25 protein-coding genes and 1 pseudogene are annotated in these 24,874 nt (G+C 63.1%); 5 read left to right on the top strand and 21 right to left on the bottom strand.

The annotated features are described in order from the left end of the window. The 5 genes from ABJF10_RS13815 to ABJF10_RS13795 form a co-directional block, all read left to right on the top strand. The coding region (locus ABJF10_RS13815; RefSeq protein ID WP_348545166.1) for an ACT domain-containing protein at positions 1-491 on the top strand (491 nt) is incomplete at its 5' end. 129 nt (positions 492-620) lie between these two features. Next, positions 621-2,099 (top strand): aldehyde dehydrogenase family protein, encoded by a 1,479-nt coding sequence (locus tag ABJF10_RS13810; RefSeq protein ID WP_348545165.1) that lies wholly within the window; start codon positions 621-623, stop codon positions 2,097-2,099. Positions 2,100-2,116: 17 nt separating this feature from the next. Continuing rightward, on the top strand, positions 2,117-3,190 hold the full coding sequence (locus tag ABJF10_RS13805; RefSeq protein ID WP_348545164.1) for an ABC transporter ATP-binding protein: 1,074 nt from the start codon (positions 2,117-2,119) through the stop codon (positions 3,188-3,190). Between the two features lie 89 nt (positions 3,191-3,279). After that, on the top strand, positions 3,280-3,660 hold the full coding sequence (locus ABJF10_RS13800) for a BlaI/MecI/CopY family transcriptional regulator (RefSeq protein ID WP_348545163.1): 381 nt from the start codon (positions 3,280-3,282) through the stop codon (positions 3,658-3,660). Then, a complete protein-coding gene (locus ABJF10_RS13795) occupies positions 3,660-5,765 on the top strand; it encodes a M56 family metallopeptidase (protein WP_348545162.1) in 2,106 nt (701 codons plus the stop codon). The genes ABJF10_RS13800 and ABJF10_RS13795 overlap by 1 nt, the downstream gene beginning before the upstream one ends. 13 nt (positions 5,766-5,778) lie before the next feature. Here the strand turns inward: ABJF10_RS13795 and ABJF10_RS13790 are convergent, their stop codons facing one another. From ABJF10_RS13790 to ABJF10_RS13690, 21 genes and pseudogenes are all read right to left on the bottom strand, one after another. Continuing rightward, complete coding sequence (locus tag ABJF10_RS13790; protein ID WP_348545161.1) at positions 5,779-6,165, bottom strand: VOC family protein; 387 nt, start codon at positions 6,163-6,165, stop codon at positions 5,779-5,781. 2 nt (positions 6,166-6,167) lie between these two features. Beyond that, positions 6,168-6,500 carry an acyl-CoA thioesterase gene (locus ABJF10_RS13785; RefSeq protein WP_348545167.1) on the bottom strand — a complete coding sequence of 111 codons (333 nt, stop codon included), beginning with the start codon at positions 6,498-6,500 and terminating at the stop codon, positions 6,168-6,170. A gap of 57 nt (positions 6,501-6,557) precedes the next feature. Beyond that, positions 6,558-6,983 (bottom strand): annotated as a pseudogene (gene rpiB, locus ABJF10_RS13780) (ribose 5-phosphate isomerase B); the annotation flags it as partial. A 45-nt stretch (positions 6,984-7,028) separates the two neighbouring features. Beyond that, complete coding sequence (locus ABJF10_RS13775; RefSeq protein WP_348545160.1) at positions 7,029-7,904, bottom strand: aldo/keto reductase; 876 nt, start codon at positions 7,902-7,904, stop codon at positions 7,029-7,031. A gap of 33 nt (positions 7,905-7,937) precedes the next feature. Next, positions 7,938-8,381: a DUF5069 domain-containing protein gene (locus tag ABJF10_RS13770; RefSeq protein ID WP_348545159.1), complete on the bottom strand. Its 444-nt coding sequence runs from the start codon at positions 8,379-8,381 to the stop codon at positions 7,938-7,940. A 27-nt stretch (positions 8,382-8,408) separates the two neighbouring features. After that, positions 8,409-9,167 (bottom strand): SDR family oxidoreductase, encoded by a 759-nt coding sequence (locus tag ABJF10_RS13765; protein WP_348545158.1) that lies wholly within the window; start codon positions 9,165-9,167, stop codon positions 8,409-8,411. A gap of 26 nt (positions 9,168-9,193) precedes the next feature. Beyond that, on the bottom strand, positions 9,194-9,850 hold the full coding sequence (locus tag ABJF10_RS13760; RefSeq protein WP_348545157.1) for an NAD(P)H-dependent oxidoreductase: 657 nt from the start codon (positions 9,848-9,850) through the stop codon (positions 9,194-9,196). Positions 9,851-9,882: 32 nt separating this feature from the next. Further along, positions 9,883-11,292, bottom strand: a complete 1,410-nt coding sequence (locus tag ABJF10_RS13755) for a PQQ-binding-like beta-propeller repeat protein (protein ID WP_348545156.1) — start codon at positions 11,290-11,292, stop codon at positions 9,883-9,885. A 41-nt stretch (positions 11,293-11,333) separates the two neighbouring features. Next, entirely contained in the window at positions 11,334-12,029 is a 696-nt protein-coding gene (locus ABJF10_RS13750) for an SDR family oxidoreductase (RefSeq protein ID WP_348545155.1), read from the bottom strand. Further along, positions 12,026-13,069, bottom strand: coding sequence for a trypsin-like peptidase domain-containing protein (locus ABJF10_RS13745; protein ID WP_348545154.1), 1,044 nt, complete (start codon positions 13,067-13,069; stop codon positions 12,026-12,028). Before ABJF10_RS13745 ends, ABJF10_RS13750 begins: the two co-directional genes overlap by 4 nt. 42 nt (positions 13,070-13,111) lie before the next feature. Beyond that, positions 13,112-13,900, bottom strand: coding sequence for an SDR family oxidoreductase (locus tag ABJF10_RS13740; RefSeq protein ID WP_348545153.1), 789 nt, complete (start codon positions 13,898-13,900; stop codon positions 13,112-13,114). A gap of 6 nt (positions 13,901-13,906) precedes the next feature. After that, positions 13,907-14,893 carry an aldo/keto reductase gene (locus ABJF10_RS13735; RefSeq protein ID WP_348545152.1) on the bottom strand — a complete coding sequence of 329 codons (987 nt, stop codon included), beginning with the start codon at positions 14,891-14,893 and terminating at the stop codon, positions 13,907-13,909. 37 nt (positions 14,894-14,930) lie between these two features. Then, a complete protein-coding gene (locus tag ABJF10_RS13730; RefSeq protein ID WP_348545151.1) occupies positions 14,931-15,950 on the bottom strand; it encodes an NAD(P)-dependent alcohol dehydrogenase in 1,020 nt (339 codons plus the stop codon). 129 nt (positions 15,951-16,079) lie between these two features. After that, complete coding sequence (locus tag ABJF10_RS13725) at positions 16,080-16,724, bottom strand: DNA-3-methyladenine glycosylase (protein ID WP_348545150.1); 645 nt, start codon at positions 16,722-16,724, stop codon at positions 16,080-16,082. 16 nt (positions 16,725-16,740) lie between these two features. After that, on the bottom strand, positions 16,741-18,057 hold the full coding sequence (locus tag ABJF10_RS13720; RefSeq protein ID WP_348545149.1) for an MFS transporter: 1,317 nt from the start codon (positions 18,055-18,057) through the stop codon (positions 16,741-16,743). A 31-nt stretch (positions 18,058-18,088) separates the two neighbouring features. Further along, entirely contained in the window at positions 18,089-18,547 is a 459-nt protein-coding gene (locus ABJF10_RS13715; protein ID WP_348545148.1) for a DUF5069 domain-containing protein, read from the bottom strand. A gap of 344 nt (positions 18,548-18,891) precedes the next feature. Beyond that, a complete protein-coding gene (locus tag ABJF10_RS13710) occupies positions 18,892-20,097 on the bottom strand; it encodes an efflux RND transporter periplasmic adaptor subunit (protein WP_348545147.1) in 1,206 nt (401 codons plus the stop codon). Positions 20,098-20,105: 8 nt separating this feature from the next. Beyond that, entirely contained in the window at positions 20,106-23,324 is a 3,219-nt protein-coding gene (locus ABJF10_RS13705) for an efflux RND transporter permease subunit (protein ID WP_348545146.1), read from the bottom strand. Between the two features lie 149 nt (positions 23,325-23,473). Further along, entirely contained in the window at positions 23,474-23,803 is a 330-nt protein-coding gene (trxA, locus tag ABJF10_RS13700) for a thioredoxin (protein WP_348545145.1), read from the bottom strand. A 13-nt stretch (positions 23,804-23,816) separates the two neighbouring features. Next, on the bottom strand, positions 23,817-24,119 hold the full coding sequence (locus ABJF10_RS13695; protein WP_348545144.1) for a hypothetical protein: 303 nt from the start codon (positions 24,117-24,119) through the stop codon (positions 23,817-23,819). Between the two features lie 72 nt (positions 24,120-24,191). Further along, a complete protein-coding gene (locus tag ABJF10_RS13690) occupies positions 24,192-24,794 on the bottom strand; it encodes a TetR/AcrR family transcriptional regulator (RefSeq protein WP_348545143.1) in 603 nt (200 codons plus the stop codon). Between the last annotated feature and the right edge of the window lie 80 nt (positions 24,795-24,874).

The following is a 24,874-nucleotide window of genomic DNA, read 5'->3' as shown; positions in this document are numbered from 1 at the left end:
CCAAGAATATGGAAAACGTCGTCGTCCGTGGCGTCTCAATCGAAAAAAACCAGGCCAAGGTCACCATCCGCCAGGTGCCCGACCGGCCCGGTACTGCCGCGAAGATTTTCGGCGCGCTCGCGGGCGCGAACCTCAGCGTGGACATGATCGTGCAGAGCGACAGCGTCGGCGACACGAACGACATTTCGTTCACCATCAGCAAGGACGACCTCGCCAAGACCAAGAAGGCGATGGAGAGCGTGATCAAGGAGATCGCCGCCAAGGAAATCCTCACCGAGGAAGGCATCGCCAAGCTGAGCATCGTGGGCATCGGCATGCGCTCGCACAGCGGCGTGGCCGCGCGCCTTTTCGAAGCAATGTCCGCCGGCGGGATCAACATCCAGATGATCTCGACGAGCGAGATCAAGACCGCCGTGATCATCGACGAGTCGAAGATCAACGAAGCCGCCGTCCTCGCCCACGAGGCCTTCGGCCTGAGCGGCAAAGTGTAAGACGGGGACGGGCTCGGAGCCCGATCTTCCATCTTCCATTTTCCATCTGTCATCTCCGGCGTGTAAGCGCCGGAGCGCCCCCTTGCGTTCCGCCCGCTGAGGACGAAGGTACCGTAGTAATCCCCGGTCATGAAAACCCTCCCGATGTTCCTCAACGGCGCGTGGGTCAATGCCAGCGAAGGCGGCACGCGCGAAATCCTCAACCCCGCCAACAACGAGTTGCTCGCGGTGGTCACCGATGGCAGCGAAGTCGACGCCGAAGCCGCCATCGCCCACGCGCGCCGCGCCTTCGACAGCGGCCCCTGGCCGAAGATGCGCGCCCAGGAACGCGCCACCTATCTTTTCAAGCTCGCCGACTTGATCGACGGCCTGGCTGACTGCCTCGCCACGCTCGAGACGCGCAACAATGGCAAGCCATTGCGCGAAGCGAAGTTCGACGTCGCCGATGCCGCCGCATGCTTCCGCTACTACGCCGGCCTTATCACGAAACCCCTCGGCCAGACCTACGAAGTTAGCGACCCGACCATCCAGGCGATGGTCGTGCGCGAGCCCATCGGCGTGTGTGGTCAGATCATCCCGTGGAATTACCCGCTGCTCATGGCCGCGTGGAAGCTCGCGCCCGGTCTCGCCGCCGGGAATTGTTGCATCCTCAAACCTGCCGAGACCACACCGCTCACGGCCATCGAGTTGTTCAAGCTCATTGAAGAGGCCGGCTTTCCGCCTGGTGCCGCGCAGCTCCTGCTCGGTCCAGGTCCGACCGTCGGTCACACGCTCGCGGCGCACGATCACGTGGACAAAATCGCCTTTACCGGCGGCACGGTGACGGGCCGCACGATCATGGCCGCGGCCACCGGCAACATCAAAAAGGTCACACTCGAGCTGGGCGGTAAATCGCCCATCATTGTCTTTGCCGATGCCGATTTTGACGTGGCGCTGGAGTACGCCATGTTCGCCATCTTCGCCGGGCAGGGGGAGGTGTGCAGCGCGGGTTCCCGGCTCATCCTCGACCAGAAGATCGCCGACCGTTTCCTCGCGCGCCTCGCGGAAGCCAGCTCAAAGATCATCGTCGGCGATGGCCTCGATCCAAAAACCGAGATGGGCCCGCTCATCACGCGCTCGCACATGGAGCGCGTGTTGCACTACATCGACGTGGGCCGCAACGAAGGCGCCCGACCGATTTGCGGCGGCCAGCGGCTAACCGATGGCGCCTTGAGCAAGGGCAATTTCGTCGCGCCTACCATCTTCGTCGATACGAAGCCCGAGATGAAAATCGTCCGCGAAGAGATCTTCGGCCCCGTGCAGGTGGTGCAGCTTTTCGACACCGAGGAGGAAGCGCTTCATCTCGCCAATGATACGATCTATGGCCTCGCTGGCGGCGTCTTCACCGGTGACCAGGGCAAGGGGTTGCGTGTGCTGCGTGGGTTGCGGGCGGGCATCACGTGGCTCAACACCTATCATCCCACCTTCAACGAAGCCCCATGGGGCGGCTACAAGCAGAGCGGCATCGGGCGCGAACTCGGCACCTTCGGCCTCGATGCCTACCTCGAGACGAAACAGATCAACATCAACCTTGTTCCCCAAAGACTGAATTGGTTCAGTGGCGTCTGACCGCCGCAATGGACCACATGGTCGAACTCAGAAACGTCACCAAGCGCTTCGGCGACTTCACCGCTGTCGATAACATCGATCTCACGATCAAGGAGGGCGAATTCCTCACCTTGCTCGGACCTTCCGGCTGCGGCAAAACCACGCTCCTGCGGATGGTTTCCGGCTTCGAGATACCGACCGAAGGCAGCGTGTGGCTGGCCGGGGCGGACGTGACGCATCTCCCACCCTATCGACGCGACGTGAACCAGGTCTTCCAAAGCTACGCGCTCTTCCCGCACCTGACCGTGGAGGGAAACATCAGCTTCGGCCTGCGCATGCGGAAGATTTCGAAAGCCGAGATCGCGGATCGCGTGAAGCGGGTGACCGAGCTCGTCTCGCTCTCCGGTATGGAGAGTCGCAAGCCGCACGAACTCTCCGGCGGCCAGCGTCAGCGCGTGGCGCTCGCGCGCGCCATCGTCTGCCAGCCCAAGGTGCTGCTGCTCGACGAGCCGCTCTCCGCGCTCGATGCCAAGCTGCGCGGGGCGATGCAGATCGAGTTGAAGCGTTTGCAAAAGAAGCTCGGTATCACCTTCGTCTTCGTCACGCACGACCAGGAGGAAGCGCTCACCATGTCCGACCGCATCGCCGTGGTGAACAAGGGCCGCATCGAGCAGATCGGCGACTGTGCGGAGATTTATCACGCGCCGCGCACCAGCTTTGTCGCCAACTTCATCGGCGAGGCGAATATTCTCGAAGCCAGCGTGGTCGCAACGGAAGGCGACTTCACGCGACTGCGCCTGGCCCCTGATGTGGAGGTGCGCATCCCGACGGACCCTCAACTCGCGAATCGGCACGACTTGCTCATCTCCATTCGTCCGGAAAAAATCCATCTGCAAAAGACCAGGCCAGTGGATGAAAGTTCCTTCGAAGCCGAGGTCTGTGAAGAGGTCTTCAAAGGTGCTATCGATGAGCTCTCGCTGCAATCCCCCGGCGGTTTGGCCCTCACCGCCGTGGTGGCGAATGAGAGCGCGACGCAAGAGACCTTTCACAAGGGAGAAAAAGTGTGGTGCACCTTGCATCCCAACGACCTCGTGATCGTGCACGGGGAGTAGCCCCGATCGACCGCCGATAAAAATCGCAAAGGCGCGCTTGACGAATTCCTACGTTTGTAGGAAGTAGTTCTTACATTTGTAAGAAACGTATGCCTATCAAAATTTCACCGGCCGAATGGGAAGTGCTGAATGTCGTTTGGGAGCGCGCGCCCGTCACTGCCCCGGAGGTATTTCAAGCGCTCACCGGCGACCAGGATTGGCATTCCAAGACGGTCAACACCTTCCTGACGCGCCTGGTGGAGAAAGGCATCCTCGACGCGCGACGCGACGGCAAGGTGAACGTCTACACGCCCTTGCTCAGCCGGGAAGAATGCGTGCGCGAGGAGAGCGCGACCTTTCTCCAGCGGGTCTTCCGCGGCGCTCTCGCGCCCATGATGTTGCACTTCGTCGAGAATGCCGAGCTGACCGACGAAGACATCGCCGAATTACAACGCGCTCTCAAACAACGCTCGAAGAAAGGCCCCAAATAATGAGTCCCCCAGACAACCTTCTCGTATTGATCGGCGATGCCAGCTTGCGCGCGAGTGTGCTCATCCTGCTGCTGCTCGCCTTCCGTCCGTGGCTGCGGCGTGTCTTTGGCGGTGCGTGGGTCAGCCTGTTGTGGCTGGTTGTGCTGGCTCGACTGCTCATGCCACGGTCTGTAGAATCTGCGTCGCACCCCTTTGCGATCTGGCCGCCGGTGGTGCCCATGGTGGAGTCCGCGGGTGCGTGGCAAGTGCGAGTGACGGTGAGCGATGGGTTGGGGAAAGGAACGCACTCAGCCGCCCCTGCGCCGGTGCGCCCGGGCCTGAATCGTCAAGCGGTGTCATTCTGGATTTGGGCAGCCGGTGCGGTCGGCGCTTTCCTCTGTTTTGGAGCGCGGAGTTGGCACACCAGTGGCCTGTTGCGCCGGGCGGCACCGGCGGCGGATCCGCGCCTGCAGCGGCTGTTCCTGGCGATTCCAGAAAGATTCCGCAGGAGGGCGGTCCTGCACATCACCGACGAGATTCCGGTTGCGGCACTGGTCGGTATCTGGCGGCCGCGAATCCTGCTCCCGCGCGAGTGGGTGGCGGTGTTGGACGACGATGAATTGCGCCATGTGTTATTGCACGAGTTGGGCCACGCCCGGCGGTGCGATCTCGCGGTGCAATGGCTCTTCGCGCTGGCGCAATGTTTCCATTGGTTCAATCCGCTGGTGTGGCTGGTGGCGCGCTGGGCACGGGCCGATGCCGAGCTTGCGTGCGATGCGTGGGTTCTCGCCCACAGTGCGGAGGGGGAGCGCGAACGCTACGGCGATACGCTGCTCAAGACATCGCAGCTCTTCCGCAGTCCTATTTCCATCTCGCCGGTCGCGATTGGGATGGCCGCGAGCCGGCATGCCCTCGTGAGCCGCGTTCGGCATGTGGGAACCTATCGTCAGGTCGCCGGCTGGCGCGTGCTTCTCGGAAGCGCATTGGCGGGTCTGGTGGCGATCCCATTGATGACTCGCCAGACGTCGGCGCAGGCTCCCAGGCTGGAGGTCAAGGAGGCGGCTGCGGCCACTCCTGCGCCGACTCCTTCTCCGGCGGGCGGAAAGCCCGACGCGGAGGCGAAGCCGGCGCCGGCGGCCCCCGAGCCGCAGACCAAAGCCGCCGCTACGGCACCGCACAATGAAGCGAAGCCGACCCTCATTGAAATCGAATCCAAATTCCTGGAGGTGAGCGAAAGCACGGCGAAAAAGTTGGGATTGATGGCCGCACCGCCGGATCCCAGCTCGACCATCGGGGGCAGTGGCAAAAAAAAGCCGGTTCAAGCCGCTCCCACTCTCTTTGCCCCGCACTCGGTCTTGTCGGTCATGGAATCGTCGGCCGTGATGAATCAACTGATCGAGAAGCTCAATAGCACGAAAGGCGTCGATCTCCTTTCGGCGCCACGCTTAACCATCAAGAGTGGCCAGAAAGGAACCATCGAAATCATCCGCGAGTTTCGCTACCCGACGGAGTGGGACGTTGACAAGCAGAGCAAGATTGCGACCCCCACGGCCTTTGAAACGCGCAACCTTGGAGTCACTCTCATTGTGGAGTCCGTGGCGGGGCCGGAGGGGATTCTTGATCTGACCCTGAGTCCGGAGGTGGTGGAACTGGAAGGGTTCGTCAATCCGAAGGATGGCCAGCCCGTGCCGTTGCGCAGTGGCCGGAGTGTGGGTGCGAATATGAATCTCAAGGATTTCAGCAGCGTGAAATACCCCAAGGACACCATCCTCCAGCCCATCTTTTCCACACGCAAGATCACCACCAGCGTCTCATTGATGTCCGGTCAATCGATTCTCTTGGGTGGTTTGAAACGCGACGACCAGCAGGTAGGAAATGCGCCCATCACGCGGGTGCTCTATATCCTCGTCACGGCGCGCATTGCCAATCCCGCCGCCTTGATACCGGAAGCCGCGCAGGCACCCTCGCCCGTGGACGATGTGCCGGAGGGCGTCGCGGAGGAAGGCAAGCCGGGTTTCGTGCGCAGCCCATTCTCGCCCAAATCGGGGCTGATCGATATCCGGGGATTTCCCGCCGGTACCAAGATCGCGTGTCCTTACAGCGGCAAGGTCTTCAAGACGCCGTAGCGGGCCATGCGCTTTACAGCGGAAGCTGGTTGGCAATCTCGATCAGATTGCCATTGGGATCGCGGATGTAGATCGATTCGATCGGCCCTTGCGCGCCGGTACGATCGATGGGGCCTTCGAGGATATCGACTCCGCAATTCTCCAGGTGTTTCATCACCCGCGCGAGCGACTCCGACGTGAGAAAGCAAAGATCCGCCGAGCCCGGCTTCGGATGCAGCGCTTTGGGTTCAAATTCGTTACCCGCCTCGTGCAGATTGATCTTCTGCGTGCCGAAGGCGAGGGCCTGGCGATTCTCGCTGAAGGTCACTTTCTCCATGCCCAACACGCGGGTGTAAAAGGCGATCGTCTCGCCAATATCGCGCACGGTGAGGACGAGATGGTCGAGTTGATCGAGGCGCATGGTCAGTGCGGGATCGGCGCTTTGCCGCCCTCGGGCGTGATGTGGACCATGATCGCGCTGGTGCTGAACACGGTCGTATGGGTCCGGGCATCGATGCACCATACCGCCACAGTGCAGGAACTCGTGCCCAGGCGCGCGACGCGACTGTAGATGCGCACGATGTCGCCATTGTGCACCGGTGCGGTGAAATCAAATGCTTCCACGCGACGGGTGACGAAGGATGCCTTGGGGAAGGTGAGCGACGCGGCGTTGTAAGCCAGGTCATCCGCCCATTCCAGCATGTAGCCTCCGTAGAGCGAGCCGCGCTGGTTGAGATATTCCGGGCGGATGAGCATCGTGCGCTCATAGACGGGAAACGTGCCGGCCTGGCCCTGCGATTGAGAATTCTCCACCGCGGCAATCCCATTCAGCCGCGCGACGTGCCGGCCGCCCTCGAACTCCGTGCTCAACCACGTTTGCACGATCTCCAGCGCGAGCTCAACCGGGATCGTGCGCTGGCCAATCGCGAGGACGTTGGCATCGTTGTGCATCTTGGCCCAGCGCGCCGTATCGAGGCTGAAGCACAGCGCGCAGCGAATGCCCCGCACTTTGTTCGCGGTGATCTGCTCTCCATTGCCCGAGCCCCCGAGCACGATGCCGCGCTCGCACTCGCCGCTCGCCACTGCCTGCGCCGTGGGCGCGATGAAGAGGGGATAATCGACCGGCGCAGAGGAATAGGTGCCGAAGTCGCGCACTTCGTGCCCGGCGGCGGTCAGCATCTCGATGATCCGGCCCTTGTATTCAAAACCCGCATGATCGGAACCGATGGCGATTTTCATGCGGTGAAATGTGCGCCAGCAAAACGCGGCAAGCGAGGCGGAAAATTACCCCCTGCTCGTGCCCGACAAAGTCGCGAATTCCCCGTCGGACAAGCGAATCGCGGCGGCGGCGATGTTCTCCTCGAGATGCGCGATGCTCGTCGTTCCGGGGATGAGGATGATATTTGGACTGCGCCGCAGGAGCCAGGCCAGCGCGACTTGTCCGGCGGTGGCGCCCAGATCGCTGGCGATTTGCGCAATGGCTCCGGAAGCGTGTGCCAACGGGGCTTCCGGGGCGAAGGGTTTGGCCGCGAGTGGCCCCCAAGGCAGATAGGCGATGCCGTGCTCTGCGCAGTAAGCGAGCACCGGATCGTCATCGCGTTCGAGGAGATTGTAACGATTCTGGACGGAAGCAATCGGCACGATGCCGCGTGCTTCCTCGACTTGCGCGAGCGTGACGTTCGAGAGCCCAACGTGCCGGATCTTTCCCTCCGCACGCAGCGCCGCGAGCGCGCCGACACTCTCTGCGAAGGGCACGGCGGGATCGGGTCGGTGCAATTGGTAGAGGTCGATGCACTCGAGTTTCAACCGGCGCAGGCTGCCTTCACAAAAACGGCGCAAGCTCGCCGCGCTGCCATCGGAGAAGACCTGTGCCGGTCCGGTTTTCTCGACGCCGCCTTTGGTCGTCACGACCACGCCAGCGGGATAGGGCGCGAGGGCATCGGCGATCAGTTCCTCATTCCAGCCCGGGCCGTAAGGATGGGCCGTGTCGATGAAATCGACACCCAGTTCGACGGCTCGGCGCAGCAAGCGTTTGCCGCCTTCCCAATCGGGATACGGTCCGAAATTCCCCGGCTGGGCGCAGAGGCGCATGGCGCCGTAGCCGAGGCGGTGAATGGAGAGATCGGCCCCGAGCAGCCAGGTGTCAGTGGCAGTAGTCATGGCCCAGATCAGGGCGCGAGCGCCCCGTCCGCGTCAAGCCTTGCCGCCGAAGGTCACGTAATCGTCGACGTCGAGCAGGTCCGCCCACGTGGAGATATCCGAGCGCTGCGGTGCCGCGGCCTTGCGCAGGTCGTTGAAGAATTCCAGCGACTCCGCATCCGGCGCGCGTTTTTCCGCAGCGTCGGACCACGCTTCGATTTCGACGTCGGTGTGCTTGTTTGCCTGGTGCGACCGGATCCATCCCAGGATTTCGCCGTCGCCTTTGCCGGCCGCGAGTTCGGCCTTGAGCGCTTCAGCTTCGATGCCGAGGTAGCCGAGGATGCGCTGGTCGACCGGGCAGTTGAAGTGATAATCGCCACTCTTGCCGGCGATTTCCGCGCGGCCCTTGTCGAGCATGCGGGGGAGCAGGGCGTAGCCGCCAAGGCGGGTACGAATGCTGCGGGGTGGGCGTTGGGTGAGGTCAGTGATGTTGCTCATAGTTTTTGGTGGTTAGTGATCGGGGAGTTATTGAACGGTGAGGCCACCGTCGACTTTGACCGATTCGCCGAGCATGAAAGACGCGGCGTCGGAGCAGAGAAAAAGGACGACATCGGCGATCTCGCGGGTCTGGCCCGTGCGGCCGATGGGATGAAGTGAGGTGAGATACTCACGCTGTGGACCGTCCTTGCCCGCGAAGCGATCGACCATGTCTGTTTCAATGACGGCCGGCGCGACGGCGTTGATGCGAATGCCTTGCCTGGCGAACTCGAGCGCGGCGGATTTGGTGAGGCCCTCGACGGCGTGTTTGGTGGCGATATAGACGCTCGCGCCCGCCATGCCGATGTGGCCGGCCACGCTGCTGGTATTGACGATCGCCCCGCCGCCCGTCTTGAGCATGGCGGGGATCTCGTATTTCAACGACGTGAAAACGCCCCAGACATTGACATCAAACGTGCGCCGGTAGTCGGCCTCGGTAACCTCCAGGAGCGGTCCCATGGCCTCGACGCCGGCGTTGTTGAAGGCCACATCGAGCCGGCCGTAAGCGGCGACGGTTTGCTCCACGAGGTTCTTCACGTCGGTTTCCACGGCCACGTCCGCCCGAACGAAGCGTGCGGTGCCGCCTGCTGCCGTGATTTCCGCGACCACCGCTTCGCCCTCCGGCGCGCGCCGTCCGGAAATCACGACCTTGGCGCCCGCCTTGGCAAAGGCGATCGCGGTCGTTTTTCCGATCCCGGAAGTACCGCCCGTGACGAGGACTGCTTTATTGGTAAAATCGAGTTTCAAGTTGTGAATATGGTTGGATGATGTCGTTAGATGCGGATGAAAAGCTCGTCAGCGCTGTAGCGGACTTTGGGAAAAGTCGCCGCCTTGCAGTCCGCCGAACGATAACCGGCGGCTGCGGCGACCACGGTCTTGTAGCCCATGGCAGGCAGCCCAAGAACTTCATCGTATTTTGCGGGATCGATTCCTTCCATCGGGCAGACATCGATGCTCAGCATGGCTGCGGCGGTCATGAAATTGCCCAGCGCGATGTAGGCCTGGCGGGTGGCCCATTCGTGCTGATACTTGCTGCGTGGGCCATTGACGATGTCCCCGACGAGCATGCCCCGGAACTGCGCGAGCTTTTCCACCGGTACGCCCCGCACTTTCCCGACGTGCGCCAGATAGTAGTCCACATCCGCCTCGCTCACGCTCGTCTTCGCGGCGAAGACGACGAAGTGCGAGGCATCGGTGACCTGGCGCTGACCCCACGAAAGCGGCAGGAGGTTTTCGCGCGTGGCCGGATCGGAGACGACGACAAAACGGTAAGGCTGAAAGCCGTAGCTGGTCGGGGTGAGGATGAGAGCTTGCTCCAGCGTGGCCCAATCGTCCCCGGCGATCTTCTTGGTGGAGTCGAAGGTCTTGGTGGCGTAGCGCCAGCGGAGTTGCTGGAGCAGGGTGTCGTTGGAGACGGGTTTGGTGTGCATGCGTGTTTGGATGTGTTGCGGAGAGCGCAGAGTTACTTCGTGCCGAAGGCGAAGAGCTTTTCTTTCGTCCGGATATAGATCTTGCCCCCCGCAAAGGCGGGCGAGGCCGCGAGATAGTCACCCAGATCGAGTTTGGAAAGCACGACCGGTTTGTCGGTGGCTTTCGCGTCCAGCACCAGCAACGTGCCGGACGTCGCGGCGAGGTAGATGCGATTGTCCATGAAGGTCGGCGAAACATAGTAGTCACCGGGCACGCCGAGACGCTGCTTTTCGTAGAGGATCTTCCCGGTGGTCGCATCGTAGAGCGTGGCGAAACCGCCGTCTCTCACCATGAAGAGCTTCCCGTCGTAGTAGAGCGGTGAGGCGACGTACGGCGCGCCCTTGTCGCTGTTCCACAAGACGTGCGTCTCGGTGATGTCACCGCGTCCGCCCGGCTTCACCGCGAGCACGGCGTTCTTGCCGCGCTTCATCCAGTTGAGGTTGCCTTCCCATTCGGAGCGCTCCCAATAGCCGTCCTTGTTCTTGTCGTTCACGTCGAAGAAGTCCTTGAATGGTGTGGGCGCCATCTCCGCGCGGGAGATGCGTCCGTCACCGTCCTTGTCCATCATCTTGAGCAGAGCGTCGAAGGTGGGCATCGGCTCGTCCGCACTGCCGCCGGGGCTCCACGTGGCGATGTAGAGATTTCCGTCCGCGCCGGGAGTCGGTGAGGTGCAGGGGTACGCGGAAAGTCCGCGGATGAGCCAGCGTTCCTCGCCGGTCTTGAGATCATAGCCCTTGGCGCGCGTATCCCCGAGGGCCACGAGCAAGCCGTCCCACACCACCGGGGAGCCGAAGCTGACGCGAAACTCCTCGCGGGAGCGCTTCCACACTTGCGCGCCAGTCTTCGCGTCGAAGGCGTAGAGACCATTGCCCGGCCCCACTTCGTCACGCAGCAGGTAGACCAGGCCATCGTGAATGATGGGCGAAGTGCCTGTGCCGAAGCCGTCTTTGCTTTGCGCCACCGGGAGCTTCACTGCCCACAACGCCTTGCCATCCAGGTCGAAGCAACTCAGTCCGTAAGAACCGAAGTAGCTTACCACGCGCTCGCCATCCGTGGTGCAGGTCGAGGCCGCGGGCGAGCCGAGCTTCTCCATGTACGCCTCCAGCTTGTCCGGTGTTATTTCGTGCCGCCAGGCGATTGTGCCATCCGCGAGATTCACGCCGAGCGTGACCAGCTTGCCATCCGCAAAGCCGGTGAGAAAAGCGCGCTCGCCGACAATGACTGGCGAAGACGAACCGCCGGGCAGCGCCGTCTGCCAAAGCAGATTCCGGGCGGTATCGAGCTCCGCGGGCAGAGCCTCAGTCGCCGCGGTGGATTGTCCCGCTGGGCCGCGAAATTGCGGCCACACGGAAGCCGCATGAACGGTGGAAGCGAGGGCTAAAAGTAGACAGAATTGACGCATAGTGGGTGGTGGTCGGTGGGTTGAGATCGGAAAAGGATTCGTTACCAGGCGATCTCTGCGCGCTCGCGTAGAAACTTGCCGGTGAGTGTCTGCGGCGCGTCGAGCGCCAGCCAGACAATGGTGTCCGCCCCTTGGTCGACGGACAGCGGCGCGGCAGCACCGCCCATGTCGGTCCGCACCCAGCCGGGCGAGACCGAATTCACGGCGAACCGGCGCAGGGCTGCCGCGAAATGTTGCGTGAGCGCATTCAGCGCCGTCTTGGACATGCTGTAAGCCGGCGCCCAGTCCTGCAGACCTTCGGCGAGTTGTCCCGCGCCGCTGGAGACATTGATCACCCGCGGCGCTTTGCTCTGCTCGAGCAGCGGCTGAAAGGCCTGCGTGACGAGCAGCGGTCCGACGGTGTTGGTGGCAAAGGTTTGCCGCGCGGTCTCTCCGTCGAGATCGAGCACGTTGCCACCATCATCGAGCAGGATCGCCGCGTTGTTGACCAGGACGTCGAGACGCTCCTCCTGCCGCCGGAGAGCCCGCACGGCGCTTTCGATACTCGGTGGATCGCTCACGTCGAGCGGTAGGAAATGCACGTCGCCCTTGATCGATGCCCGCGCCTTCTCGCCCGCTTCGCGCTGGCGTGCGGTCAGGTAGACACGCACACCGCGGGTCGCAAGCTGCCGCACGACTTCCAGGCCGATGCCTTTGTAAGCCCCCGTGACGAGCGCGATCTTCGGCGGAACACTCATTTGGGCGGACGCTGCAACTCCTCGGGAATGACCATGGCAAAAACCTTCTCGGTCTGGCGCAAGACCATGATCGGCGAAGGGACGCCGATCTCCGAAGCGACGAGCCGCTTGTGCAGGTCATCGATGTTGCGGATCGCGTGGCCCTTGAAGCCGACGATGATGTCGCCCTGCCGCAAGCCGGCGCGTGCCGCGGGGCTGTGCGCATCGAGCTCAGCGATCTGCACGCCGCGGTCCTGCGGCAGCCGGTGAAATCGCACGACGCGCGGGTGCAGCGGCACGTTCTGACCGGCCACCCCGATCGCACTGCGGCGGATGCGGCCTTCCTTGATCAGCCACGCGGCGACGAATTGCGCCGTGTTGCTCGCGATGGCAAAACAGATGCCCTGCGCCGGCAGGATGACCGCGGTGTTCACGCCGATGACTTCGCCCGCGCTATTCACGAGCGGGCCGCCGGAGTTGCCGGGGTTCAGCGCCGCGTCGGTCTGGATGATATCGTCCATCAACCGGCCCGACTCCGCGCGCATGCTGCGGCCGAGGGCGCTCACAATGCCCGACGTCACGGTTTGCTGAAAACCAAACGGCGAGCCGATGGCGACGGCGATTTGCCCGACGCGAATCGTGCCAGAATCCGCCAGCCGCACGTGCTGGAGACTCGGCGCGTCGATGCGCAACACCGCGAGGTCCGTGTCAGGATCTTCGCCGATGAGCTGCGCCGGAAACACGCGGGCGTCATGGAGCGTCACCTCGAACTTCCGACCCTGATGCACGACGTGCGAATTCGTCAGGATGAAGCCGTCGCGGGCGATGAGGAAGCCCGAGCCGCCACCGCCGCGGTTCCCGTCGCTTTCCACGCGAATGTTGACCACGGAAGGCGCGACGCGATTGACGACCGCGTTGACGGTGCGCGAATAACCGTCGAGCAGCGCATCGTCCTCGACGGGCGTGGTGTCGGCGAGGGGCGCGGGAGGGGTGGCATTGTCGTTGCGGACCGGTTGATATTCCCGCTCGCGACGCCCTTGGAATTCAGGATGGATTTTCATGGCTTTAGTAATGACGCACACGCGTCAAGTCGCGTTCACTGGTTAGAAGGCGGATTTGACGACGCCGCCGTCCGCGCGCCAGATGGCGCCGGTCGTGGCGGAGGCCAGCGGGCTCGCCACAAAGGTTACGAGATCGGCGATTTCCTCCACGGACTCGAAGCGCTTGATGAGCGAGTTGGGCCGCACCTTCTCGAAGAATTCCTTCTCGAATTCCTCGAACGGCTTGCCCCCGGAAAGCTGGTCCACAAAGGTTTCCACGCCTTCCGAGCGCGTCGGGCCGGGCAGCACCGAATTGACCGTGATGCCCGTCCCGGCAGTCAGTTCAGCCAGTCCGCGCGCCACCGCGATCTGCGCGGTCTTGGTCATGCCATAGTGGATCATCTCGGGCGGGCTTTGCAGGGCCGATTCGCTGGATATGAAAATAATGCGGCCCCAATTGCAGAGCCGCATGCCGGGCAAATACAGCCGGCTGAGGCGGACGCCACTAAGGACGTTCACCTCGAAAAATCGCCGCCAGTCATCATCGGGAATCTCCTCGAACGGCTTCGGCTCGAAGATGCCGAGATTGTTGACCAGCACTTCCACATTGGGAAAGCGGCGCGCGACTTCCGTGGCCGCGCTGTCGGTCGAGAGATCGCCCGCGAAAGTCTCCAGTTTCGCCCATGCGACTTTGGCGCGGATCCTGGCCAGGGCTTCATTGACGCGCGCCTCGGTGCGGCCGTTGATGATCACGCGCGCCCCTTCGGCGGCGAGCGAGGTGGCGATGGCGAGTCCGATGCCGGCGGTCGAGCCGGAGACGAGGGCGAGTTTGTCAGTCAGTTGCAGGTTCATAGAGAATTAGCCGTTCACGAGTTTCATCATCGCCGGCTGATAGCGTTCGCCGGTGATGGGAATGGCGGAGAGTTCCTCGCGGATTTGCTCCTGGTCCTCGGTCGTGAGCACGACTTGCAGTGCGCCGAGATTGTCCTCGAGATACTTGACCCGCTTGGTGCCCGGAATCGGCACGATGTTGTCGCCTTGCGCCAGCACCCAGGCGAGCGCGAGCTGTGCGGGCGTACAGCCCTTTTTCTCGGCGAACGATTTCACGGCTTCCGCCAGCTTGAAATTCGTCTGCAACGCGCCTTCGCCGAAGCGCGGGTAATTCGTCCGGCGCCAATCGCCCGCATCGAGATCGGAGACCTTCGTAATCGTGCCGGTCAGAAAGCCGCGGCCCAGCGGACTATAAGCGACGAGGCCGATGCCGAGTTCGCGGCACGTCGCGAGGACGCCGTTCTCTTCCACGTCGCGCGTCCACAGCGAATACTCGCTCTGCAGCGCGGCGATGGGGTGCACCGCCGCCGCACGGCGCAGGGTGTCCGCGCAGGCCTCGGAAAGACCGAGCGCGCGCACCTTGCCGGCCTTCACCAGCTCGGCCATGGCGCCGACGGTGTCTTCGATCGGCACATCGGGATCCACGCGGTGCTGGTAGAACAGGTCGATCACATCGATGCCCAGCCGTAGAAGGCTCGCGTCGCAGGCCCGCCCGGCATTGGCCGGCGAACCGTCCATGCCGTTGTGGCCCTGCGGCCCGATGCGAAAGCCAAACTTCGTGGCGACGACGAGTTTCGCCCGATCCGTCTCGCGCAGGAAACGCCCGAGCAGTTCTTCGTTTTTGTAGGGGCCGTAGACTTCCGCGGTATCGAGGAAGTTGCCGCCGAGCTCCACGTAGCGATGCAAGACGCGCAGCGATTCCGCCTCGTCGGCGGGACCGTAGGCGAAGGACATGCCCATGCAGCCCAGCCCGAGGGAGGTGACATGGAGAGATCCAAGTTGGCGGGTTTTCATAGTGAGCAAGGAATCGCTTTTGCCTCGGAAGGCGCGTTCAGTTCAGGTCGTTTTCGAGGACGATGCGGTAGCGGGCCTTGCCGCTCTTGAGGTGCTCGAAAGCGTCGTTGATTTTCGACATCGGGAAGAGCTCGGTCGTCGGCGCGATGTCGTGCCGCGCGGCGAAATCCAGCATCATGGCCGTGGTCACGGGGCTGCCGAGGGGCGAACCGGAGAACGAGCGCTGACCGACGATGAGCGGGAAGGCCGCCAGGCTCACTGGCTCGGCGATGGCGCCCACCGTGTGGAGGCGTCCTTTTGGCGCCAGCGCATTGATGTAGGCCGGCCAGTCGAGTTTCACATTCACCGTGGAGAGGATGAAATTGAAGCTGCCCGCCAGCTTCTCCATCTCCGCCCCATTGCGGGAATTGACCACGCTGTTGGCGCCGAGTTGCAACGCCTCGTCGCGCTTGGAGTCGCTGGAGGTGAAGGCGACGACATCGCAGCCCCAGGCGTGCAGGAATTTCAGCGCCATGTGCCCCAGGCCTCCGATGCCGACCACGCCGACGCGGTCAGTCGGCTTGACGCCGAATTGCACGATCGGGTTGAAGACGGTGATGCCGCCGCAGAAGAGCGGCCCGGCCTTGGCCGGATCGAGACCCTCGGGCAGCGGCGTGGTCCAAGCCCAGTGCGCCCGCACTTGTGTGCCGAAGCCGCCATGCCGGTGCACGATGGTGCCTTCCGCATTGACACAGAGATTGTGGTCGCCGCCCATGCATTGCCGGCAGGACATGCAGCTGCCCGAATACCAGCCGACGCCGACGACCTGGCCGACCTTGAGGTTCTTCACCTGGTCGCCGATCGCGACCACTTTGCCGACCACCTCATGGCCGCCGACGAGCGGATAGACCGACATGCCCCATTCATTGTCGAGCATCGAGAGATCCGAGTGGCAGACGCCGCAGTAGGAGACGGCCACGTCGACTTGTTCGTCGCCAAGTGGACCAGGGCTGTATTCGAAAGGGGTCAGCGGTGATTTCGCGGAGGTGGCAGCGTAGGCTTTGATGGTGGTGCTCATGGGTATTTGGTTTCGGTGGTTGGATTCACCACGAAGACGCGAAGGCACGAAGGAAAGAGGAGCGTGCCCCCCCCGCCCCCAAACCTTCGTGTCTTAGTGTCTTCGTGGTTCATTTTACGGTTCAAGAAATCAGACGTTCACGCCTTTGATCGGCTTCTTTTCCTTCGCCGCGTTGGCCGCCTGCCAGAGGTACCACGCGGCGGTCGTGCCATGTGGGCGCCAGCGCTCGGCGTGGGCCAGTAATTCCTTCGGCTTCGGCATCTCGTCCGCCTGGTAAGCGACACGGTACCCGTCCCGGATGCCGAAATCGTCCGCCGGAAAAACATCGGGTCGCCCCAGCTTGAAAATGAGCATCATCTCCACCGTCCAGCGGCCCACGCCGCGCACTTGGGTCAGGCGCTCGATGATTTCCGCGTCAGACATCTTGCGGATCGCGCGCAGGCTGGGAATGGTGCCATCGAGCGTCTTCGCGGCGATGTCGCGCAAGGCGGTGATCTTCGCCCACGAAAAACCCGAGGCGCGCAGGGCGTCGTCGCTCACCGTCGCCAGGTCGCTGGCGGAAGGGAATTTCTTCCCGGGAAAGAGCGCGCGAAAGCGGCGGAGGATCGCCTCGGCGGCGGTGCCGTTGAGTTGCTGATGCGCCACCGCGCGCACCAGCGCCTGGAAGGGTGTGTGGGCTTTCTCCGGCGTGATCGTGCACGGCCCGTGCACGCGAATGAGCCGGCGCATCACTTTGCAGCGCTTCGTCAGGTACTCGTGAGCTTCGGGCGTCATGGCAGTAACCGGGCGATCAATTTGGCGCAGGAGTAGGCATCGCGCCACCCGACAATGGTGAAGAATGTGCGGCTGCAGGGCCGCGGCCGATGAGCAGCACGCCCGCCGCGGTGAGCACGCAGAGGCTGCCGGAAATCAGAAAGGCATGGTCGTAAGCGCCTTCGTTCGTGCGGATGAGCCCGGCGCCCCACGCGGCCAGTGCCGCTCCCACCTGATGCGAAGCGATGATCCAGCCGAACATGATACCCACCTTCTCTCGGCCGAAGGTCCGCGCCGTGAGCGCGACGGTCGGCGGCACGGTGGCGATCCAGTCGAGCCCGTAGAAGACGGCGAAAAGCGAAAGCCGGTGCGTCTCCGGATGAAACGCGCTCGGCAGGAAGAGCAGCGAAAGGCCGCGCAGCCCGTAGTACATGCAGAGCAGCCAGCGATTGGAAAAGCGATCGGAGAGCCAGCCGGAAGCGGTGGTGCCAATCAGGTCGAAGATACCCATCACCGCCAGCAACCCGGCGGCGGTCACCTCGGGAATGCCGTGGTCCAAGCAAGCCGGCACGAGATGCGTGCCGATGAGCCCATTCGTGCTCGCCCCGCAAATGAAGAACGACCCGGCGAGCAGCCAGAAATCGCGCGAGCGGGCGCCGCTGCGCAGGCCGGCCACGGCTTCGGTAAAAGGGTTGCCCGCCGGCGCAGGTGCGGGCGCTGGTTCGTCGGAGGACAAACCGTACGGCCGAACGGCCCCGGCGGGACTGTCGCGCATAAAGAAGAAAATCAACGGCAACATCGCCAGGAGCACCCCGACGATGATGAAGACCGCGCTGCGCCAGCCGCTTTTCTCGATCACATGCGCGAGCAGCGGCAGGAAGAGCAACTGGCCCGTCGCCGTGCTGGCGGTGAGCGCGCCCATGATCAAGCCGCGATGGGAATGAAACCAGCGATGCACGATGGTCGCCCCGAGCACGAGCGCCGTGAGCCCGGTGCCCGAGCCGACCAGCACCCCCCAGAGCACCACGAGCTGCCACGACTGGTGCATCACCAGAGCCGTGGAAGCGACGCCCGCCGCGACCAGGGTAAAGGCCAGCAACATGATGCGACGCGGGCCATAGAGGTTGATGAACCCTGCGGCGAAGGGACCGATCAAGCCGTAGAGCAGCAGGTTGATTGAGACGGCGAAGGAGATCGTCGCCCGCGACCAGCCGAACTCGTGTTCGAGCGGCACGATGAGCACGCCCGGCACCGAGCGCACGCCTGCCGCGACGATGAGCGTGAGAAACGTCACCGCCACGACGACCCACGCGTAGTGAAAGTGCGCTGGTTTGCGGATGACGGGCAGGCTCACGGTGCAGTTTTGGTCTGAACTGATCCGGCTTTCAAGGCCGGCCGCCGAAGGTCACGTAGTCATCGAGGTCGAGCAGGTCGAACCAGGTCTTGATGTCTTCGCGCGTGGTCGAAAATTTGGCAACCGCTTCGGCGAAGAATTGCAGCGTCTCGGCGTCGCTGTCCGCGGCGCGCTGGATCTGGTAATGGCTCCATTGCGCGATCTCCCACGGCTCGCGCGGCGGCTTGGCATTGGCCTGGACCCAGGCGAGCATTTCGCTGTCGTTTTTGCCCGTGGCGACTTCGGCCTGCAGCGCGGCTTCGTCGATCCCGGTGAAGGTCAGGAAATGCCGGTCCATTCTTTGGATGCCGAAGCGGTATTCGCCATTCTTCCCTGCGATGAGCGCGCGGCATTTATCGAGGATCCGGGGCAGCATGACGTAACCGCCCAGCGTGATGCGCGGGCTACGGGGTGGGCGTTGCGTGAGGTCGGGAGAGGTGAATTGGTTCATTTGGTGTTGGTTCAGTGAGGAGTGCAGGGTAGTCGGTGTAGCCCTTCGCGCCTGGGCATGGTTTCAGGATGGGAAGACGGAACGGCGCGAGCGCCGGAGGCGCGCCAGAGAGTAGCCGGTGGCGTCAGCCACCGGATGGGCAGAAGAAAACACGTCAGCCCCGGCAGGGGCGCTAGAACCGCGTCGCGCCGATGTCGGCTCCACATTAAAATGTGGAGCGATCTTTAAACGCGACCCGCATGAGGGCAGCACAGAACGGAAACTGGAGTCGCTTCCTTGAGCCCGGCTTTCCCAGCACCGACGGCGCGGTGCCCTCCAGGGCGGTATCTGATTCGCGGGGCTCATTACTTTGCGGTGGTAGGATTTGCGGGCACTGCGGCCGGCGCCACGGTGGTCCCATCGCGCAGCGTGTCATTGGGATTGGCCACGAAGCGCGTGCCGGCGGGCAGGCCGCTGGAAAGCTCGATGGTCTTGCCGAGGTCGCGGCTGATCACCACCGAGGCAAGCAGCACCTTGTTGTCGGCGCCGAGCGTGGCCACTTGCGGGCCGGAGGTCTGGAGAATGAGCGCGCGCGCCGGGATGGTGATCGGCGGTTGCTCGCGCTGCACCTTGAACTTCACCTCGGCAAACAAGCCGGGCACGAGTTCGGCGGCATCATTCGAAACGTGGATCTCCGTCCGCAGGGTGCGCGTCGCGGCATCGAGCGAGCCGGCGGTGCGCACGACCTTGCCGGGGAACGTGCGCCCGGGCACTTCCTTGAAGGACAGATCGACGGACTGGCCGACGCTCACGAAGCGATAGTAGCTCTGCGGCACGTTCACGAAAGCGCGCAGGGTCTGGAGCTGTTCCATGCGGTAGAGCACGCGAATCTCGTCATTCAGGTCGCCCGTCACGAGCTGGCCCACTTCGATGTGGCGCTGCGTGACGGTGCCGTCGAAGGGCGCGATGATCTTTTGGAAACCGCGCTGGCGGGTGAGCCGTTGCAGCGTGGCTTCGGCGGCGGCGAGGTCCGCCGTACGGGCCTCCATCGCCGACTGGCGTTCGTCCACTTCCTGCGGCGCGACTACGCGGCTCTTGCCGAGTTGATTCCAGCGCTCTGAGGTGGTCTGCGCGATTTTCAAGTTGGCGCGCGCCTGGGCGAGCGTCGCCGTGGCGACGTTGACCTGCTCATCGAGCTCCGGCGTTTCGATCTCCGCGAGGAGATCGCCCGCTTTCACCTTGGCGCCGATATCGGCGACGATGGTCTTCACGTAGCCGTTGACACGAGGATAAATCGGCGTCGACTGCTGCGCCTCCACGCTGCTTGGCAGGGTCAGTTCCGCGCCGGCGTCACCGGCCACGGCGGTGGCGACGTTGACGATCGGGTCGGGCGAAGCGGCGGCCAATTTCTCGAGCTGGGCGCGGTGCAGGAGGCGCGGGACCAGCCCGGCGGCCAGCAGCGCGGCGGTCAGCAGGGCAGTGCTCAGCAGGAGCACCGGCGCCTTCCAGCGGGAGCTGGTCGGGACGACTTCGGGTGTGGATGTTTCGGGTGGTGCGGCTTCGGTTTTCATGGCGTCGATCATTGGGCGGTGGCGTGTTCTTCGACGGAGGGAACGCTCACGGTGAGAGCGTCGAGAGGCACTTCGGTATCTTCCGCGAGAATCGGATTCGGCACGCGGCGCAGCAGGCTGAACACGACCGGCACGAAGAAGAGCGTGGCCAGCGTGGCCATGCTCAGCCCGCCGATCACGGCGCGGCCCAGCGGCGCGTTTTGTTCGCCGCCCTCGCCGAGGGCCAGGGACATGGGCAGCATGCCCAGCACCATGGCCAGGGCGGTCATGAGCACGGGGCGCAACCGCACGCTGCCCGCGGTCAGCGCGGCGCCGATGCTGTCCTTGCCCGCGAGCATTTGCTGGTTGGCAAAAGTGACCATCAGGATCGAGTTTGCCGTGGCCACACCGACGGCCATCATCGCGCCCATGAGGCTGGGCACATTGAGCGTCGTGCCGGTGAGATAAAGTCCCCAGATGATGCCCGCGAACGCACCGGGCAGCGCCATGATGATGATGAATGGATCGAGCCAGCTCTGGTAGTTCACCACCATGAGAAAGTAGACGAGCACGATCGCGGCGAGGAAGCCGATGCCCAGGCGGGTGAAGGCCGACTCCATGTCGGTGACCAGGCCCTTGACGTAGATGCGATTGCCCGGCGCGAGCTGCGGCTCGTACTCGGCGATGACCTTGCGAATGTCCGTGACCACGCCGCCCAGGTCGCGGCCCTGCACATTGGCGAAGACGTCATACACCGGCTGGATGTTGAGATGGCTGGCCGAGCCGGCGGCCGTGCCGCGCTCCATCGTGGCAAAATTACCGAGCAATTGGGACTCGCCGTTTTTCGTGGCGATCGGAGTGCGCAGCAGCGAGTCCGTGGAATCGACGAGATGCACCGGCGTCTTCACTGCGATGAGGTAGGGGCGCCCGGCCACGGGATCGACCCAGTAGTTCGGCGTCACCTGCGAACTCGACGCGAGGGTGATCATCACGTCATTGGCGACGTTGAGTTGACTGATGCCGCTCTCCGCGAGCCGCGTGCGATCGACGGTGAGGCGTAACTCCGGCGCCGCGACGTCCTGGTGCAAGTGTACGTCCACGGCGCCCGGGATCTTCGCGATCTTGTCGCGCAGGGCGCGGGCGATTTCGAGATTGGCCGCCTTGTTGTAACCGGCGATGCGGATGTCGATGGGTGACTTCAGGCCGAAGTTCAGGATCTGGCTGATGATGTCCGCGGGCTGGAAATAGAAGGTCAGGTCAGGAAATTTTTCCTTCAGGTGCGTGCGCAAATCGGCGGCATAGGCGGGCGCGCCTTTCTTCCGTTCGTGCTTGAGCGCGATGAGGATTTCGCCGTCCTGCGTGCCGAGCGTGGCGCTATCGCCGAAGGCCAGGTTGTACTGCTCGGAAGGCACCCCGATATTGTCGATGACCATGACCACGTCTTCAGCGGGAATGGTTTTGCGAATCTCCGCTTCCACGGCGGAGAAGATCTTTTCCGTCTCCTCGAGGCGCGTGCCGCTGGCGGCCACGACGTGCAGGCGAATCTGGCCGGCGTCGACGATCGGGAAGAAATCGCGACCGATCCATGGCAAGGCTACAAAGGCACTGCCGAGCAGGATGGCGAACGCCGTGATGACCGCCACGCGATGACCCAGCGCCCAGGCGAGCACGTTGACATAGAGGCTGCGCAGCCGCTCGAAGCCGTCGTTGAAGCTCTTGTGGATGCGCCCGAAGATGTTCGTCGGCGTGGCGTTCTCCGGCGTGTGCGATTCGCTGGCCAGCAGGTATTTTACCAGCACCGGGACCACGGTGCGCGAGAGGATGTAGCTGGTGAAGACAGCGAAGACCACGGCCAGCGCAAAGGGCACGAAGAGGAACTTCGCCGGACCTTCCAGCAGCACCACGGGCACGAAGACGATACATATGGAGAGCGTCGCGACGAAGGCCGGCACGGCGATCTGCTGCGCGCCGTCGAGGATCGCCTGCTGGAGCGGTTTTCCCATGGCCAGATTGCGATGGATGTTCTCGATCTCCACGGTGGCGTCATCGACCAGGATGCCAATGGCCAGCGCGAGGCCGCCGAGCGTCATCACATTGATGGAATAGCCCAGGGCGCTGAGCACGGCGATGGAGGTAAGGATCGAGAGCGGGATGGAGATGAGCACGATGAGCGTGCTGCGCCACGAGCCGAGGAAGAGCAGGATGGCCGCGCCGGTGAGACACGCGGCGATGAGGCCCTCGTGCAACACGCTGTCGATGGCCCGCGAGACGAAGGTCGATTGGTCGAAGAGCAGGCCGATCTTCATCCCCGGAGGCGCGCTCGCCTGGATGCTGGGCAGCAGCTTCTTCACGCCATTGACGATATCGAGCGTGGAGGCGTTGCCGTTGCGCAGGATGGTGAGCAGCGTGCCGCGCACCCCGTTGGTGCGGACGATGTTGGTTTGCGTGGCGTAACCGTCGTGCACGTAGGCCACGTCGCGCACGTAGATGGTGACGCCGTTCACCGTCTTGATCGGGATGTCATTCAGCCGCTCGACGACTGTCGGGCTGTTGTTCAGCGTCACGCGGTAATCCGTCTCCGCGATGCGCGCCCGGCCATTGGGTAGCACAAGGTTTTGCACGGTCACGGCGTCATTCACTTCGCGAGCGCTCAATCCGCGGGCCTGCATGGCGGCGGGATCGAGGTCGACCATCACGGTGCGCACTTTGCCGCCGTAGGGCGTGGGCAGGGTGATGCCGTTGACCACCGCGATCTGCGTGCGGATGCGGAAGATGCCGTAGTCGTAGAGATCGGTCTCCGACATCTGGTCGCTCGCCAGGCTCATCTGTACGATGGGCACGCTGGCCGCGGTGTAGCGTAGGATGATCGGCGGCTGCACGCTCGGCGGCATGCGGCGCAGGATGGCTTGGGAGACGGCGGTCGCTTGCGCCAGCGAGTCGGAGATCTTGACGCCCGGATGAAAGTGCAGGCGGATGATGCCCACGCCGTCGATCGTCTGCGACTCCATGCGCTCGATGTCGTTGACGTTCGAACTCAGCGCGAACTCCGAGTAGATCGTGATGCGCTGCTCGAAATCCGTGGTCGAGAGACCGTTGTAGGTCCAGATCACCGAGATGACCGGGATATCGATGTCGGGAAAGATGTCCTTCGGCGTCCGGATGATCGAGATGATGCCCATGATGACGATGAGCACCGACATGACGATGAAGGTGTACGGACGGCGAAGCGCGAGACGGACGATCCACATAACTTGGGTGCGGGTGCGAGTGCGACGGGCGTGCGGTTTGAGGTGGGCCGCAGCCGGTTGGCGGCTGCGGCCCCCTGCGTGGGCGCGGTTACTTCGTGTTGTTGGGTCGGGTCGAAGTCACCGCTCTTGGGTTGGGTGATATTTTGCGCTTACGCGGCCGCGAGCGATTCGAGTTTCTCGAGGATGTTCTTCTTCGCGATCGTGCCCACGGCGTAGTCGCGGACCTGGCCGCCTTTGAAAAAGAGCAGGGTCGGGACGGCGCGGACGCCGAAGCGGCTGGCCAGCTCTGGATGGTCGTCGATGTTCAGCTTGGTGACTTTGAAACGGTCGCCTTGCGTGGCGGCGATCTCGTCGAGCGCCGGGGCGATCATCCGGCAAGGGCCGCACCAGGGCGCCCAGAAGTCGACGAGCACCGGTTTGTCGGATTGCTCGACTTCGGTATTGAACGTGGTCGGGTCGATGTTGGTTGGCTGGTTCATAAGATTGATTTGGTCAGGCTGCGGTCTGGAGAGAGCGCGAGCTGTGGTCGAAGGGGTGGTGATGGTCGTCGAGCGAGGCGAAGACCAGGCGGGCCTTCTCCTCGGCGAGGGCCGGGAAGAAGAGGTTCGGGAAGCCGGTTTCCTGCGCCACTTCCACGGCCTCATCGAGGACGCGGCGAATGAGCGGCGGCGGAACCCGAACCCCAAATTCACGCATCAGCCGGGCCGCTACGGTGCGCCGCAGATCGCCGGCGAGATGGGCGAGGGAGCGGATCGATTGGGGCTTGGTAGCGAGGAGTTTGGTTCGGTGGTTCATGGTAGTCGGTTGGTTACATGGTGAGTTTTGAAATAGACCAGTCGTCTATGGTCTACTCAGCGAAAATACGCATCAGGCAAGAGAGAGATAGGTCCGAATGAACATCGCGGCGGCCCGCAATGGGGTGACGCTCTTTTCGACCTGCATGCGCTGGTTGGCGCCCATCCAAAGGTCCTGCGCCATCGCAGCAGTGGCGGCGGCGTTAAGTTCCTTGCGGAAAACGCCTTTCTCCTGGCCTTCGAGGATCACTTTCTCCAGGAAGCCGCGCCATTCGCGCATGCCCTCGGCCAGGACGGCCCGCATATCGTCGCTAAAAGTAGCCACTTCACTGGCCAATTTTGCCACCAGGCAGCTACACTGGCAGGAATTGCCCATCAAATTGGCGATCGCCAGGTCATAATAGGCCGCGAGGCGCTCGGCGGGATCCGCGGAAAGCTCGGTGGTGAGCAGCGCCTTGCGCTTGAAAACCGAGGCGTCGGCCACGTAGTGTTTGAGGAGTTCGACCCCGAATTGCTCCTTCGACTGGAAGTAGTGGTAGAAGGAACCCTTGGGGACTTTGACTGCGGAAAGGATCTCGTTGAGCCCCACCGAATGGAAGCTCTTCTGGAGCATGATCTCCTCCGCCGCATCAAGGATGCGCTCTTTGGTAGTCGTGGTTGCGGGGGCGGTGCTCATTGCGTGTGAAAACAATTAGACCAGTCGTCTAGTGGTGTCAAAAGGATTTTTAACAAAATAAATTAAGGGGCTCATTTTTC

It is taken from the genome of Chthoniobacter sp. (assembly GCF_040003245.1).
GTDB lineage: Bacteria > Verrucomicrobiota > Verrucomicrobiia > Chthoniobacterales > Chthoniobacteraceae > Chthoniobacter.
The sequence above is the reverse complement of the archived record's forward strand: the minus strand, read 5'-3'. Positions and strand labels throughout refer to the sequence as shown.

Bases quoted from the DNA above. Each gene is read 5' to 3' on its own strand.
- ABJF10_RS13810 (WP_348545165.1), top strand. From the start codon at position 621: ATGAAAACCCTCCCGATGTTCCTCAACGGCGCGTGGGTCAATGCCAGC.
- ABJF10_RS13805 (WP_348545164.1), top strand. From the start codon at position 2,117: ATGGTCGAACTCAGAAACGTCACCAAGCGCTTCGGCGACTTCACCGCT.
- ABJF10_RS13800 (WP_348545163.1), top strand. From the start codon at position 3,280: ATGCCTATCAAAATTTCACCGGCCGAATGGGAAGTGCTGAATGTCGTT.
- ABJF10_RS13795 (WP_348545162.1), top strand. From the start codon at position 3,660: ATGAGTCCCCCAGACAACCTTCTCGTATTGATCGGCGATGCCAGCTTG.
- ABJF10_RS13790 (WP_348545161.1), bottom strand. From the start codon at position 6,165: ATGCGCCTCGATCAACTCGACCATCTCGTCCTCACCGTGCGCGATATT.
- ABJF10_RS13785 (WP_348545167.1), bottom strand. From the start codon at position 6,500: ATGCTCATCCGCCCGGAATATCTCAACCAGCGCGGCTCGCTCTACGGA.
- ABJF10_RS13775 (WP_348545160.1), bottom strand. From the start codon at position 7,904: ATGACTACTGCCACTGACACCTGGCTGCTCGGGGCCGATCTCTCCATT.
- ABJF10_RS13770 (WP_348545159.1), bottom strand. From the start codon at position 8,381: ATGAGCAACATCACTGACCTCACCCAACGCCCACCCCGCAGCATTCGT.
- ABJF10_RS13760 (WP_348545157.1), bottom strand. From the start codon at position 9,850: ATGCACACCAAACCCGTCTCCAACGACACCCTGCTCCAGCAACTCCGC.
- ABJF10_RS13755 (WP_348545156.1), bottom strand. From the start codon at position 11,292: ATGCGTCAATTCTGTCTACTTTTAGCCCTCGCTTCCACCGTTCATGCG.
- ABJF10_RS13750 (WP_348545155.1), bottom strand. From the start codon at position 12,029: ATGAGTGTTCCGCCGAAGATCGCGCTCGTCACGGGGGCTTACAAAGGC.
- ABJF10_RS13745 (WP_348545154.1), bottom strand. From the start codon at position 13,069: ATGAAAATCCATCCTGAATTCCAAGGGCGTCGCGAGCGGGAATATCAA.
- ABJF10_RS13740 (WP_348545153.1), bottom strand. From the start codon at position 13,900: ATGAACCTGCAACTGACTGACAAACTCGCCCTCGTCTCCGGCTCGACC.
- ABJF10_RS13735 (WP_348545152.1), bottom strand. From the start codon at position 14,893: ATGAAAACCCGCCAACTTGGATCTCTCCATGTCACCTCCCTCGGGCTG.
- ABJF10_RS13730 (WP_348545151.1), bottom strand. From the start codon at position 15,950: ATGAGCACCACCATCAAAGCCTACGCTGCCACCTCCGCGAAATCACCG.
- ABJF10_RS13725 (WP_348545150.1), bottom strand. From the start codon at position 16,724: ATGACGCCCGAAGCTCACGAGTACCTGACGAAGCGCTGCAAAGTGATG.
- ABJF10_RS13715 (WP_348545148.1), bottom strand. From the start codon at position 18,547: ATGAACCAATTCACCTCTCCCGACCTCACGCAACGCCCACCCCGTAGC.
- ABJF10_RS13710 (WP_348545147.1), bottom strand. From the start codon at position 20,097: ATGAAAACCGAAGCCGCACCACCCGAAACATCCACACCCGAAGTCGTC.
- ABJF10_RS13705 (WP_348545146.1), bottom strand. From the start codon at position 23,324: ATGTGGATCGTCCGTCTCGCGCTTCGCCGTCCGTACACCTTCATCGTC.
- trxA (WP_348545145.1), bottom strand. From the start codon at position 23,803: ATGAACCAGCCAACCAACATCGACCCGACCACGTTCAATACCGAAGTC.
- ABJF10_RS13695 (WP_348545144.1), bottom strand. From the start codon at position 24,119: ATGAACCACCGAACCAAACTCCTCGCTACCAAGCCCCAATCGATCCGC.
- ABJF10_RS13690 (WP_348545143.1), bottom strand. From the start codon at position 24,794: ATGAGCACCGCCCCCGCAACCACGACTACCAAAGAGCGCATCCTTGAT.